Origin of the sequence: Enterobacter sp. KBR-315C3_2022 (genome assembly GCF_041399425.1) — a bacterium.
Classification (GTDB): domain Bacteria; phylum Pseudomonadota; class Gammaproteobacteria; order Enterobacterales; family Enterobacteriaceae; genus Enterobacter.
In genome coordinates this window covers 25,057-37,705 of sequence record NZ_JBGKEB010000006.1, presented here as the reverse complement: position 1 = coordinate 37,705, position 12,649 = coordinate 25,057, and the positions used below count along the sequence as shown (strand labels likewise).

Here is a 12,649-nt window from a genome sequence, read left to right as displayed (position 1 = left end):
ATGCATACAGATGAACAACGCCTGCGCTTTCGCGACGCGATGGCCAGCCTGTCGGCCGCGGTCAACGTGGTCACCACCGAGGGCGACGCCGGACGCTGCGGCATCACCGCCACAGCCGTCTGCTCGGTCACGGACACCCCGCCGTCGCTGATGGTCTGCATCAACGCCAACAGCGCCATGAACCCGGTCTTTCAGGGCAACGGCAGGCTGTGCGTGAACGTACTGAACCATGAGCAGGAGATCATGGCCCGCCACTTCGCGGGCATGACCGGCATGACGATGGAGGAGCGCTTTGGCCTCTCCTGCTGGCAGAAAGGCCCGCTGGGGCAGCCGGCGCTAAAAGAGGCGCTGGCCTGCCTGGAGGGGGAGATAAGCCAGGTGCAGACCATCGGCACCCATCTGGTCTATCTGGTCGAGATTAAAAACATCATCCTCAGCGAGGAGGGCCACGGCCTGATCTACTTCAGGCGCCGCTTCCACCCGGTGATGATGGAAATGGAAGCCGCCGTGTAGCGCCGCCCGCCTCCTCACCCGCCAGCGCGCGGTGAGGAGGATATATTCTGTGATCGTCATCACATATATTCTTTACTTTACCTGACGTTAGAACCACTCGGCCCGTTCTTTGACCACTCACTCATCGCTTTCAACCGCTCACGCATTTACCGTCCTTTACGCGCGCGAGGATCTGGCACGATCGCTCCAGCATTACTCAATACCTCCTCAAAACGAACCCTGACCCCTTTTTTCTTACATAAAAAACCAGGTCTTACTATGGATACTAAAAAACTATTGAAGCACGTGCCCTGGGCATTACTCGGGATCCTCGGCGCTTTCTGTCTGGCGGTCGTCGCATTACGCCGGGGCGAACACGTAAGCGCCCTGTGGATCGTGGTCGCGTCTGTCTCCGTCTATCTTGTGGCTTATCGCTACTACAGCCTGTACATCGCGCAGAAGGTCATGAAGCTCGACCCAACGCGCGCCACCCCGGCGGTCATTAACAACGACGGCCTGAACTACGTGCCAACCAACCGCTACGTGCTGTTTGGCCACCACTTCGCCGCTATCGCCGGCGCAGGCCCGCTGGTCGGGCCGGTGCTGGCCGCTCAGATGGGCTACCTGCCGGGTACGCTCTGGCTGCTGGCGGGCGTGGTGCTGGCGGGTGCGGTGCAGGACTTTATGGTGCTGTTTATCTCTTCCCGTCGTAACGGCTCGTCGCTGGGCGAAATGATCAAAGAAGAGATGGGCCGCGTGCCGGGCACCATTGCGCTGTTCGGCTGCTTCCTGATCATGATCATCATCCTCGCGGTGCTGGCGCTGATCGTGGTGAAAGCCCTGGCGGAAAGCCCGTGGGGCGTGTTCACCGTCTGCTCTACCGTGCCGATCGCGCTGTTCATGGGGATCTACATGCGCTTCCTGCGTCCGGGACGCGTGGGCGAAGTCTCCGTAATCGGCATCGTGCTGCTGGTGGCCTCCATTTACTTTGGCGGCATCATCGCCCACGACCCGTACTGGGGCCCGGCGCTGACCTTTAAAGACACCACCATCACCTTCGCGCTGATTGGCTATGCGTTTATCTCTGCGCTGCTGCCGGTCTGGCTGATTCTGGCCCCGCGCGACTATCTGGCGACCTTCCTGAAAATCGGCGTTATCGTGGGCCTGGCGATCGGCATTGTGATCATCAACCCTGAGCTGAAAATGCCTGCGGTCACCCAGTACATCGACGGTACCGGTCCGCTGTGGAAAGGCGCGCTGTTCCCGTTCCTGTTTATCACCATCGCCTGCGGCGCAGTGTCTGGCTTCCACGCGCTGATCTCTTCCGGCACCACGCCGAAGCTGATGGCGAACGAAACCGACGCGCGCTTTATCGGCTATGGCGCAATGCTGATGGAGTCCTTCGTGGCGATCATGGCGCTGGTTGCAGCGTCCATCATCGAACCGGGCCTGTACTTCGCGATGAACACCCCGCCGGCGGGCCTGGGTATTACCATGCCGAACCTGCACGAAATGGGTGGCGAAAACACCGCGATGATCATGGCGCAGCTGAAAGAGGCGAGCACGCACGCCGCGGCGACCGTCAGCTCCTGGGGCTTCGTGATTTCGCCTGAGCAGATCATGCAGACCGCGAAAGACATCGGCGAACCTTCCGTGCTGAACCGCGCGGGCGGCGCTCCGACGCTGGCCGTGGGTATCGCACACGTGTTCCACAAGGTGCTGCCGTGGGCGGACATGGGCTTCTGGTACCACTTCGGTATTCTGTTTGAAGCGCTGTTCATCCTGACCGCGCTGGACGCCGGTACCCGTGCGGGCCGCTTTATGCTGCAGGACCTGCTCGGCAACTTCGTGCCGTTCCTGAAGAAAACCGACTCTCTGGTGGCGGGCGTTCTCGGAACCGCGGGCTGCGTAGGCCTGTGGGGCTACCTGCTGTATCAGGGCGTGGTTGACCCGCTCGGCGGCGTGAAGAGCCTGTGGCCGCTGTTCGGCATCTCTAACCAGATGCTGGCCGCCGTGGCGCTGGTTCTCGGCACCGTGGTGCTGGTGAAGATGAAGCGCACCAGGTACATCTGGGTGACCGTGGTGCCTGCCCTGTGGCTGCTGCTCTGCACCACCTGGGCGCTGGGCCTGAAGCTGTTCAGCACCAACCCGCAGCTGGAAGGCTTCTTCTTCATGGCTAACCAGTACAAAGAGAAGATCGCCGCTGGCGGCGGTGACCTGACCGCGCAGCAGATTGCCAACATGAACCATATCGTGGTGAACAACTACACCAACGCAGGTCTGAGCATTCTGTTCCTGGTCGTGGTGTACAGCATCATCTTCTACGGCATCAAAACCTGGATGAAGGTGCGTAACGCCGAAGGCCGCACGGATAAAGAAACCCCGTACGTGCCGGTGCCGGAAGGCGGCGTGAAGACCTCTTCACACCATTAATCCCCGCACCTCCCCCCTCACCCCAGCCCTCTCCCCAAAGGGGAGAGGGTGTCAATATTCCCTCTCCCCTTTGGGGAGAGGGTTAGGGTGAGGGGCTTTTTCTGTCTGGAATGCACAATGTTTGGTAACTTAGGCGAAGCAAAAAAATACCTCGGTCAGGCGGCAAAGATGCTGATCGGCATCCCGGACTATGACAACTACGTTGAGCATATGAAGACCAACCATCCGGATAAGCCGTACATGACCTACAACGAGTTCTTCCGCGAGCGCCAGGAAGCGCGCTACGGCGGAAGTGGCGAAGGCGGCGTACGCTGCTGCTAAAGGAGAGACCATGACCCCGATTGCCGTTACCCTTCTCACCGGCTTTCTCGGCGCAGGCAAAACGACCCTGCTGCGCCACATCCTCAACGAACGGCACGGCTTTAAAATCGCCGTCATCGAAAACGAGTTCGGCGAAGTCTCCGTAGACGACCAGCTCATCGGCGACCGCGCCACGCAGATCAAAACCCTGACCAACGGCTGCATCTGCTGCACCCGCTCCAGCGAGCTGGAAGACGCCCTGCTGGACCTGCTCGACGGCCGCGACCGCGGTGAGATCGACTTTGACCGCCTGGTGATTGAGTGCACCGGCATGGCCGACCCCGGCCCGATTATTCAGACCTTTTTCTCCCACGACGTCATCTGCCAGCGCTACCTGCTCGACGGCGTGATTGCCCTCGTCGACGCGGTTCACGCCGACGAGCAGATGAACCAGTTCACGATTGCCCAGTCGCAGGTTGGCTACGCCGACCGCATCCTGCTGACCAAAACCGACGTGGCGGGCGAAGCCGAAACGCTCCGCGAACGCCTGACGCGCATCAACTCGCGCGCGCCGATTTACACCGTGACGCACGGCGATATCGACCTGTCGCAGCTGTTCAACACCAACGGCTTTATGCTCGAAGAGAACGTGACGTCGAAGCCGCGCTTCCACTTTATGGCGGACAAGCAGAACGACGTCTCTTCTATCGTGGTCGAGCTGGACTACCCGGTAGACATCAGCGAGGTCTCGCGGGTGATGGAAAACCTGCTGCTGTCGTTTGCGGATAAGCTCCTGCGCTACAAAGGAATGCTGTGGATAGACGGCGAGCCAAACCGCCTGCTGTTCCAGGGCGTGCAGCGTTTGTACAGCGCCGACTGGGATCGCCCGTGGGGCGAGGAAGCGCCGCGCAGCGTAATGGTCTTTATTGGTATTCAGCTGCCGGAAGAGGAAATTCGGGCGGCGTTTGCCGGGTTGAAGAAATAGCATATATGCTCCCTTTTATTTCGGAAGGGAGCACCTGCCGTTTGACCTGAATCCCTCGCTATATCCTTTGTGTGAACAATATTGTCTGTTAAGGTTTCTCAAATAAAGAAACCTTCTTTAAACAACCATTTATCTCAATTTTTATTGAACTTATAAATATAAGCCTCGTGAATGAGTAGGTGTAACATGGCAATTATTATTCCCACAGTCAGCAGCTGTAGCGATAAAATCACCGCCGGTGAAAAACGGCTGGCACGGATCCTGGAAGGCGGCCTGAGCGATCAATGTACCTGCTGGTACGACACGCGAATGGGAGAAAAACAAAATCATCCCGATTTTGTGATACTGAGCCCGGAGAAAGGCTTATTATTTCTCGAGGTCAAAGACTGGTTCATCACTAAAATAAAATCAGCCAACAAGACGCATATCCATTACGAAACCGCAAACGGCATCGAGCCGTTAAAAAATCCGCTTGAGCAGGTTCGCCAATACGCTTTTGATACCGTCGATAGTCTTAAAAAAGATCCGCAGCTTCGCCAGACGGACGGCAATTATCAGGGCAGCTTTATTCTTCCCTACGGGTTCGGGGCGTATTTAAGCAACATCACCCGCGCGCAGCTCGAAAAACATTTTTCACCCGATGAGCTCAATGAAATCCTCCCTGCCGACCAGGTGATCTGCAAGGATGAGCTGAATGAGTTTATGACCAAAGCTGAAATATCCTCGCGGCTGGGCACGCTTCTCAAACATCGCTTTGCACACCATGCCACACCGCAGCAGCTCGATCGAATCAGATGGCACCTCTATCCTGATGTGCGCATCAACAAATCGATTACCGACGTCGAGCTACACCATTTCACGCTTCATACGCCTGACATCATCTCCATTATGGACCGCAATCAGGAACAGCTTGCCAGAAGCATGGGCGAAGGCCACCGCGTAATCCACGGCGTTGCCGGATCGGGCAAGACGCTTATTTTGCTGCACCGCTGCATCGCGCTTGCTAACAGCATTGAAAATGACAAGCCGATTCTGGTGATATGCTACAACATCACGCTGGCCAGAAAGCTTAAGGCCCAGCTCGAGCAGCATACCCTTCCGGTCCCCGTCGACGTCATCCATTTTCACGCCTGGTGTTATCAGCAGCTGAACGCGCTCAAGCGACTCCCACCAAAAGGTAAAAGCTTTGTAAGTCAGATGGAAAATGCACTAACGGAAGCCTTTGAAGCGGGTGCGATCGAACCTGAGCAGTACAGCGCGGTGCTGATCGATGAAGGGCACGACTTTAAGCCAGAATGGCTGAGAATACTGGCCCGCATGCCGGACAGCCGGGATAACGCGCTCCTGTTTCTCTATGACGATGCCCAGTCCATTTACCAGAAAAAGAAAGCGCTCGATTTCACCCTCTCAAGCGTGGATATCAAGGCCCAGGGCCGAACCACCATCCTGAATATCAACTACCGCAACACCCGCCAGATACTGCATTTTGCCAGCAGCATCGCCTTTAATTATTTAAATAATCACATTGATGCCGCCCTCAAATATCAGCAGCCCGATGCGGGCGGCCTGTCCGGCCACTACCCCGTGCTGTCGCGCTTTGACAACCAGGACGATGAGATTACCCACGTCCTAAACTGGGTAACCGAGCAGCGCAAGCAGGGGGTTGCGTGGTCAGAGATAGCCATTCTTTGCCCCTCAACCTACAGCATCTCCGGCGCGCTCGCGCCCAGGCTGACGGCCCGCAAGATCCCTTATCAGATGATTGTCACCGGCAATGATAAAAAACACTGGTCGCCGCAAAACGATCTTCTCTGCGTATTGCCGCTGCCGAGCAGCAAGGGACTCGAGTTTCATTCCGTCGCCATTATGGATGCGGCAAAAGGACGGGAGGAAGAGGATCTGAGCGACGATATTAAACGCCTGTACGTCGGCTTTACGCGTGCTCGCCAGAATCTGTTAGTGACGATGCACGGCAGCGGAGAGCTGCACGATCATCTTCTGGAAACATATGCCCACAGCAATAAAATGGCATAACGACGTTCTTTTAGCTCCCCCGGCCTTCGCGCCGGGGAAATTTTCAGGTAAATATCGCAGCCAGAAATGTAAATTTACGTTGATATCGATGACTCGTGAAACATTTTTGGAAATTATTAGAAATGCAATAAATGCACCTCAAATCAGTTTTTTTTAATCGTTCAGCGAATGTTTAGCTAAAAATCTAAACCGCTCCTAAACGTTGAATTGTTAACAGTTGACGCCGCAAATAAGACACTTCAACTACACACGTAAGCTTCAGTTAATTAACAAAACCAGCATAAAACCTCGACCTTCATCACATTTGCAGTCATAAACATCGCCTGTTAGGGTGTGCCCAGATTAACTTGATGACGAGGTATAAAACATGAAAAAGCTCAACGTTCTGGTTCTGGCCGCACTGACCGCCGTATCGGGTTCCGCACTGGCAATGGGCGGCAGCATCGAGCAGGGTACAAACTATACCAACCTCAATCTGGAAATGGGCAAGTCCTCTTCCGGCCTGTACGCTGAAAGCAACTGGCTGAAAAACACCGACGACGGTACGCAGACCGGCGGCGTGGGCGCAGGCTACAACCTGGAAGTGGGCCCGGTGATGCTGAACGCGGGTGCTAAAGCGATCTACATCGGACCGAAGAAAGGCGATAACGGCGTGGCGTTCCCAATCGGCGGCGGCGTAAGCGTTGCCCTGACCGACAGCATCCACGTGTTCGGCGAAGGCTATGCCGCACCGGAAGGGCTGAACAACAGCGTGAAAAACTACGTTGAAGCCAACGGCGGCGTAAGCTGGACGCCAATCTCGCCGGTGACGCTGAAAGTGGGCTACCGCCACGTGAGCGTTGACGGCAAAGACGGCCGTCCAAACCACACGCTGATTGACGGTGCCTATGTTGGCGGCGGGATCACTTTCTAATACCTAAAAAAAACCTGCCGAACGGCAGGTTTTTTTATTACCTCTTACTTACGCAACACCACCAGCTTCTGGTTCACAAACTCTTTGATCCCCAGATCCGACAGCTCGCGCCCGTAGCCGGAGCGCTTCACGCCGCCGAACGGCAGTTCCGCCGCGGTATCGGTGAGCCAGTTGATGTACACCATGCCGGTCTCAATGCGCGACGCCATTTTCTTCGCCCGCGCAATGTCCTGGCTGAACACCGCGCCGCCCAGGCCGTAGTGGGAGTCGTTCGCCAGCGCGACCGCTTCATCGTCGCTTTTCACGACGTACATCTGCGCCACCGGGCCGAAGAACTCTTCGAAGTACGCCGGGTTCTCGCGTGAGATGTGGGTCAGGATCGTCGGCTCAAAGAAGCTGCCGTCGCGCTGGGCAGGCTTACCGCCAAAGTGCAGCTTCGCGCCGTTTTTCACCGCCTCGTCGACCTGTTTGGTCAGGGTTTCCAGCGCGTCCTTCGAGGACAGCGGCCCCAGCGTGGTGCTCTCGTCCAGCGGATCGCCCATCTTCACCTGCTTAAAGGCCTCGGTGAACTTGCTCAGGAACGCGTCGGCGATTTTTTCATGAAGAATAAAGCGCTTCGCCGCGGTGCAGACCTGTCCCGCGTTGTTCAGACGGGCATTGACGCCAATCTTCACGGCTTTGTCGATATCCGCGTCGTCGAGCACCACGAACACGTCGTTACCGCCCAGCTCGAGGGTCGATTTTTTGATGTGCTTGGCCGCCTGCGCCGCCACCACGCTGCCGGCCTTTTCGGAACCGGTCAGCGCTGCGCCCTGCACGCGGTCGTCGGCAATGATCTTCGCCACCTGATCGGACGAAATAAACAGGTTGGTCCACGCCCCTTCCGGCGCGCCCGCTTCGCGCACCAGATGCGCAAAGGTCTCGGCGCAGTGCGGCACGATGCTGGCATGCTTCGCAATGACCGGGTTACCCGCCGCCAGGTTTGGCGCAAGGACGCGCATCAGCTGATAGTACGGGAAGTTCCACGGCTCAACGGCCATCAGCACGCCGACAGGATGGTGCTCGACCCAGGCTTCGCCCAGCTCGGTTTTGTACTCCACCGGCGCCAGGAACTGCTTCGCGTTGTCCGCATAGTAGCGGGCGATCTGCGCGCACAGCTTCACCTCGCCGCGGCTTTGCTCAATGAGTTTCCCCATCTCCTGGCTGGCGATTTTGGCCAGATCCTCCACGCGCTCGTCGATCAGATCCGCGAGCTTGTGCAGCACCGGCAGGCGCTGGTCGATATCGCCCTTTGACCAGTCGGAATGGTAGAGCGCGTCGGCGGCCTTCAGCGCCGCTTCGACGTCCGCATCGGTATGCGAGGGGTATTCTTTGATGAGCTGGTTAGTGGCAGGGTTGACTGTCTGATAGGCCATTTCGAATCTCCTTGTTTTACCGCTTAGGGTATTAAGGGTAGTCAACGTGGGCGGGTGCGGGCGTAAAGTTGGGTATATCCGGAAGGTTCTTAGTTTTCTGTTCTTTGCCTTATCCCCCCGCTTCCCTCTATCCTTACCCCATGGAAAAACATACCGAACTGAAACGCGCCAAGCTGCTGGCGCTGTCGCTGCTGCTGGTTGCCGCCGCGGCGTTTATTGCCACCCTCTTCCTGCCGCAGACCTTCTGGGTGCGCGGCGTAAAGGCCATTGCCGAGGCGGCGATGGTCGGCGCGCTGGCGGACTGGTTTGCCGTGGTCGCCCTGTTTCGCCGGGTGCCGATCCCGTTTATTGCCCGGCATACGGCGATTATCCCGCGCAATAAGGACCGAATTGGCGACAATCTCGGCCAGTTTGTGCAGGAGAAGTTTCTCGATACCCAGTCCCTGGTGGCGCTGATCCGCCGCTACGAGCCTGCAAAAATGATCGGCGCATGGTTCAGCCAACCGGACAACGCCCAGCGCGTGGGCCAGCATCTGATTCAGGTCATGGGCGGTTTTCTCGAGCTTGCCGACGACGGGCGCATCCAGCGGCTGCTCAAGCGCGCGGTGCATAAGGCCATCGACAAGGTGGACCTCACCGAAACCAGCGCGGTGATGCTGGAAAGCATGACCAAAAACAACCGCCACCAGGTGTTGTTAGACGCCATTATTAACCGCCTGATTACGTTGATTCAGCGCGACAGCTCGCGAGAATTTATCGCCACGCAGATTGTCCACTGGCTCAAAACCGAGCATCCGCGCAAGGCGAAGGTGCTGCCCACCGAGTGGCTCGGCGACCAGAGCGCGGAGATGGTGTCGAACGCGGTCAACAGCCTGCTGGACGACATCAGCCACGACCGCACGCACCAGATCCGCCAGGCGTTCGATCGCGCCACGCTGAAGCTGATCGACAATCTGAAAAACGATCCGGACATGGCGGCCAAGGCCGACGGCATTAAGCACTACCTGAAGAACGACGAGGCGTTTAACCGCTATCTGGGGGAGATGTGGGGCGACCTGCGCGACTGGCTGAAGGCGGACATGCACAGCGAAGATTCGCGCGTGAAGCAGCGCATCGCCAGCGCCGGGCTGTGGTTTGGCGAAACGCTCGCCGCCGATGCCAGCCTGCGCGCGTCGCTGAACGAACATCTGGAGCAGGCGGCGCACCGCGTCGCGCCCGACTTTGCCGCGTTCCTGACGCGCCACATCAGCGACACGGTGAAAAGCTGGGATGCAAAAGACATGTCGCGCCAGATCGAGCTGAACATCGGCAAAGACCTGCAGTTTATCCGCGTCAACGGCACGCTGGTCGGCGGGACGATCGGCCTGATCCTGTTCCTGCTGTCGCAGCTGCCCGCCCTGCTTGCGCGCTAGTCCTCCTTCGGCGGCGCGATGACGTAGCGCGTCGGCTCGAAGCAGTTGAGGATCCGGTGCACCAGGAAAACCAGCGTCAGCGTCGCCACCAGCGCGAACGTGACCGAGGTGATGCGGTACAGATCGCTGAACACCAGGTCGCCGTCCGGGTGCATGTTCTGCCCGAACATAATCCCGATGGTGGTGATGCTGGCGAAGCCCACGCCCGCGCCGACCTTCTCCATCACGTGCAGCCGCGCGCCGAACGCCAGCCCGAGAGCAATCAGCGGCATCATCAGCAGCATGTGGCTGCTGTGATCGTACAGAATAAGCTGCACCACCAGAATGTACAGGCAGCCCAACACCACCCCGGCCACGCGCCAGATGGAGCTCATCACCGCGCCGCGATAGTGCATCGGAAACAAGATCAGCACGCCCGCCATCAGCGCCGACAGGGAATCGCTGAGGTCGCTTATCTGGAACACCACAAAAATCAGCGTGGCGACGGTGCCGGACAGCAGGGATTCGTGGCGCACGCGGGCGTCGTCTTTCTCAATCAGCGGCGGCGGCCTGCGCGGCTCTACGTCCGGCAGCAGGTAGTTCATCAGCGCGCTCAGGCACACCGCCATTACGCTCGCCTCGATGTTGGAAAACAGCAGCGTGTGCCAGTTGGTCGTGGGATAGCTCATAAAGTTGAGCATCACGCTCTGGCACACCACGCCCATCGAGCCGAACAGGAACAGCGGCCCCTTGCTCATAAAGCGAAAGCGCATCACGTACAGGGCAAACACCACCAGCGTCATGATCAGCGGCCATTGCGACAGATAGCCGATGATAAATATCATTTCGACGCAGTTCAGCGAGGCGCTAAAGATGAACTGCTTCGCCACGTGGCGATTAAACACCGGCACCAGCGACAGCAGCATGATCGGGTAGACCACGAAAAACACCCCGTACGAGGTGTTGTAGAAGCTGGAGATGCTCAGGGCGAACGTGCCGGCAAAGACGATGCGCAGGGTCTGGCGAAAGTCGTTTGCCGTATAGACGATGTTGCCGTGCGGGGTAAAGACCCGGGCCAGCGTGTTAATAGACATAGTGCAGCAGGCTCACCAGGTGGATCTGCATCCCGGAGAAGAAGCGGGAGAACGGCCCTTCGCTGTTGTAAAGCTGCACGGTGGCGCGCGCCCCGGTCGGCAGGCTTTTCGGCAGCGGCTCGTCCAGCGCCACGTGAATGCGCATCCGCTGGGCGTCGCGCACCCAGCGGTTGGAGGTCTCCGGCTGGGACAGCTCGCCGTTCACCGACTCCTGCCCGGCGAGGATCCCCGCATCGCTGCTGGTGACGTGGGCGCGGAAAACCTGGCCCGGGAAGGCGTCAAACACCACGGCGGCGTCGGTCCCCTGGCGGGTGTGGCGCAGGCTCTTCTCGCGGAAGTCGGCCACGATATCTGTCTGGGTGTTCACCAGCGCCAGCGCGGCGGAGCCGGACGCAGCGTAAAAGCCGGCGCTGAGCTGCAGGTTACTGATCGTGCCGTCCGCCCCGGCGTAGACCTTCGTCCAGCCGAGGTTGAGCTGCGCCTCGTCCAGCGCGTTGCGGTATTTTTGCAGCGTCACGTTGCGGTGCTCATCCCGCTCGCCGCGCTGAATGCGCAGGTTGTGGATGTTCGCCTCTATAGAATGGACGGACTGCTCGCTGCTCTGCCAGGCGGTGCGCACCTTGTCCAGATCCGACTGCGAGACGTTCTGCAGGGTGCTCAGCTTCTGGTAGCGGTCGAAGGTGACTTTGTCGTTGCGCGCGGTCAGCACGGCGGTTTTCAGGCTGGCCTGCGCGGCGGCGATCTGCGCATCGAGCTGGTCGTTTGACAGGCGCGCCTGCTCCAGCGCGATCTGCGCGGCCTCAACCTTATTGCGAAACGGCGTGTCGTCCAGCTCAAAGAGCAGGTCGCCCTTCTTCACCGGGCTGTTGTTGTGGACGTGCACCGCCGCCACGTAGCCCGACACGCGCGCGGAGACCGGCGTCACCACGCGCATGACGGTGGAGTCCGGCGTCAGCGGGATCCAGATATCCGCGACGATAAAGTAGACAAACATCAGCAGGAAAGAGGCAATACTTACCCTTACCCACCGGGCAAACTTTTGTTCAGGGGTCATTATTTTTCGGTCTTGTTATCTTCTTCGCGGAGAGTCCGCAAATTGCAGGCGAATTGATTAAGCGTTGCGCTGAAAATCTCGAGATGTTCCGGCGCGATGTTTTGCGATACGCGGGCCTGACAGGCTTCAATCACGCTGTTTAGCCTGCGCAGGACGGCATGGCCTTCCGGCGTCAGCGTCAGCAGGCGGATGCGCTTGTCGTACGGCGAGGTGGTGCGCAGCAGGTAGCCCCGCAGTTCAAGCTGGGCTATCGTGCGCATCAGCGGCGGCAGCTCGATGCCCTGCACCTCCGCCAGCTCGCTGACCGAGACGTTATCCCCAAGCTGATGCAGCTGCATCATTACCGTCCAGCTCGACTGGGTTAGCCCCGTATCAAGAATGGCGTCGTCGATTACCGCGCGCCACTGGCGCACGATCATCGCCATCCGCATGCCCATCGGCCTGCGGCTGAACATAATGTCTTCACTCATGGGAAACCCTCTCGTATCACCCGATAACGATAATAGTTATCAGGGTAAGTATCAAGAAACGAGAGGGA

11 protein-coding genes are annotated in these 12,649 nt (G+C 58.4%); 7 read left to right on the top strand and 4 right to left on the bottom strand.

Features of this window, described 5'->3' with window-relative positions; genetic code table 11:
* The 6 genes from AB8804_RS08325 (at nt 1) to AB8804_RS08300 (ending at nt 7,157) form a co-directional block, all read left to right on the top strand.
* Entirely contained in the window at nt 1-513 is a 513-nt protein-coding gene (locus AB8804_RS08325; protein ID WP_371184973.1) for a 4-hydroxyphenylacetate 3-monooxygenase reductase subunit, read from the top strand.
* Between the two features lie 258 nt (nt 514-771).
* The gene (locus AB8804_RS08320) at nt 772-2,925 is read left to right on the top strand and encodes a carbon starvation CstA family protein (RefSeq protein ID WP_371184972.1); all 2,154 of its coding nucleotides are present in this window, start codon (nt 772-774) and stop codon (nt 2,923-2,925) included.
* Nucleotides 2,926-3,042: 117 nt separating this feature from the next.
* Nucleotides 3,043-3,246, top strand: coding sequence for a YbdD/YjiX family protein (locus AB8804_RS08315; protein ID WP_059180224.1), 204 nt, complete (start codon nt 3,043-3,045; stop codon nt 3,244-3,246).
* Nucleotides 3,247-3,256: 10 nt separating this feature from the next.
* Nucleotides 3,257-4,210, top strand: coding sequence for a GTPase (gene yjiA, locus AB8804_RS08310; protein ID WP_371184971.1), 954 nt, complete (start codon nt 3,257-3,259; stop codon nt 4,208-4,210).
* A gap of 186 nt (nt 4,211-4,396) precedes the next feature.
* A complete protein-coding gene (locus AB8804_RS08305; protein ID WP_371184970.1) occupies nt 4,397-6,244 on the top strand; it encodes a 3'-5' exonuclease in 1,848 nt (615 codons plus the stop codon).
* Nucleotides 6,245-6,611: 367 nt separating this feature from the next.
* The gene (locus AB8804_RS08300; protein ID WP_371184969.1) at nt 6,612-7,157 is read left to right on the top strand and encodes a YfaZ family outer membrane protein; all 546 of its coding nucleotides are present in this window, start codon (nt 6,612-6,614) and stop codon (nt 7,155-7,157) included.
* Between the two features lie 44 nt (nt 7,158-7,201).
* On the opposite strand, the gene AB8804_RS08295 is transcribed toward AB8804_RS08300, so the two are convergent.
* Nucleotides 7,202-8,572 (bottom strand): NAD-dependent succinate-semialdehyde dehydrogenase, encoded by a 1,371-nt coding sequence (locus AB8804_RS08295; RefSeq protein WP_371184968.1) that lies wholly within the window; start codon nt 8,570-8,572, stop codon nt 7,202-7,204.
* 140 nt (nt 8,573-8,712) lie between these two features.
* Between AB8804_RS08295 and AB8804_RS08290 the strand changes: the two genes are divergently transcribed.
* Entirely contained in the window at nt 8,713-9,984 is a 1,272-nt protein-coding gene (locus AB8804_RS08290) for a DUF445 domain-containing protein (RefSeq protein ID WP_371184967.1), read from the top strand.
* Here AB8804_RS08290 and AB8804_RS08285 read toward each other — a convergent pair.
* Genes AB8804_RS08285 through AB8804_RS08275 form a run of 3 tightly spaced genes read right to left on the bottom strand, consistent with a single transcriptional unit; the run spans nt 9,981 to nt 12,581 of the window.
* Nucleotides 9,981-11,057, bottom strand: a complete 1,077-nt coding sequence (locus tag AB8804_RS08285; RefSeq protein WP_371184966.1) for a DUF2955 domain-containing protein — start codon at nt 11,055-11,057, stop codon at nt 9,981-9,983. The genes AB8804_RS08290 and AB8804_RS08285 overlap by 4 nt on opposite strands.
* A complete protein-coding gene (locus tag AB8804_RS08280) occupies nt 11,047-12,114 on the bottom strand; it encodes an HlyD family secretion protein (RefSeq protein ID WP_371185202.1) in 1,068 nt (355 codons plus the stop codon). The genes AB8804_RS08285 and AB8804_RS08280 overlap by 11 nt, the downstream gene beginning before the upstream one ends.
* Nucleotides 12,111-12,581: a MarR family transcriptional regulator gene (locus AB8804_RS08275; protein ID WP_371184965.1), complete on the bottom strand. Its 471-nt coding sequence runs from the start codon at nt 12,579-12,581 to the stop codon at nt 12,111-12,113. The genes AB8804_RS08280 and AB8804_RS08275 overlap by 4 nt, the downstream gene beginning before the upstream one ends.
* Nucleotides 12,582-12,649 lie beyond the last annotated feature (68 nt).

Excerpts from the sequence above, each read along its gene's own strand:
- AB8804_RS08325 (WP_371184973.1), top strand. The coding sequence starts at position 1 with ATGCATACAGATGAACAACGCCTGCGCTTTCGCGACGCGATGGCCAGC.
- AB8804_RS08320 (WP_371184972.1), top strand. The coding sequence starts at position 772 with ATGGATACTAAAAAACTATTGAAGCACGTGCCCTGGGCATTACTCGGG.
- AB8804_RS08315 (WP_059180224.1), top strand. The coding sequence starts at position 3,043 with ATGTTTGGTAACTTAGGCGAAGCAAAAAAATACCTCGGTCAGGCGGCA.
- yjiA (WP_371184971.1), top strand. The coding sequence starts at position 3,257 with ATGACCCCGATTGCCGTTACCCTTCTCACCGGCTTTCTCGGCGCAGGC.
- AB8804_RS08305 (WP_371184970.1), top strand. The coding sequence starts at position 4,397 with ATGGCAATTATTATTCCCACAGTCAGCAGCTGTAGCGATAAAATCACC.
- AB8804_RS08300 (WP_371184969.1), top strand. The coding sequence starts at position 6,612 with ATGAAAAAGCTCAACGTTCTGGTTCTGGCCGCACTGACCGCCGTATCG.
- AB8804_RS08295 (WP_371184968.1), bottom strand. The coding sequence starts at position 8,572 with ATGGCCTATCAGACAGTCAACCCTGCCACTAACCAGCTCATCAAAGAA.
- AB8804_RS08290 (WP_371184967.1), top strand. The coding sequence starts at position 8,713 with ATGGAAAAACATACCGAACTGAAACGCGCCAAGCTGCTGGCGCTGTCG.
- AB8804_RS08285 (WP_371184966.1), bottom strand. The coding sequence starts at position 11,057 with ATGTCTATTAACACGCTGGCCCGGGTCTTTACCCCGCACGGCAACATC.
- AB8804_RS08275 (WP_371184965.1), bottom strand. The coding sequence starts at position 12,581 with ATGAGTGAAGACATTATGTTCAGCCGCAGGCCGATGGGCATGCGGATG.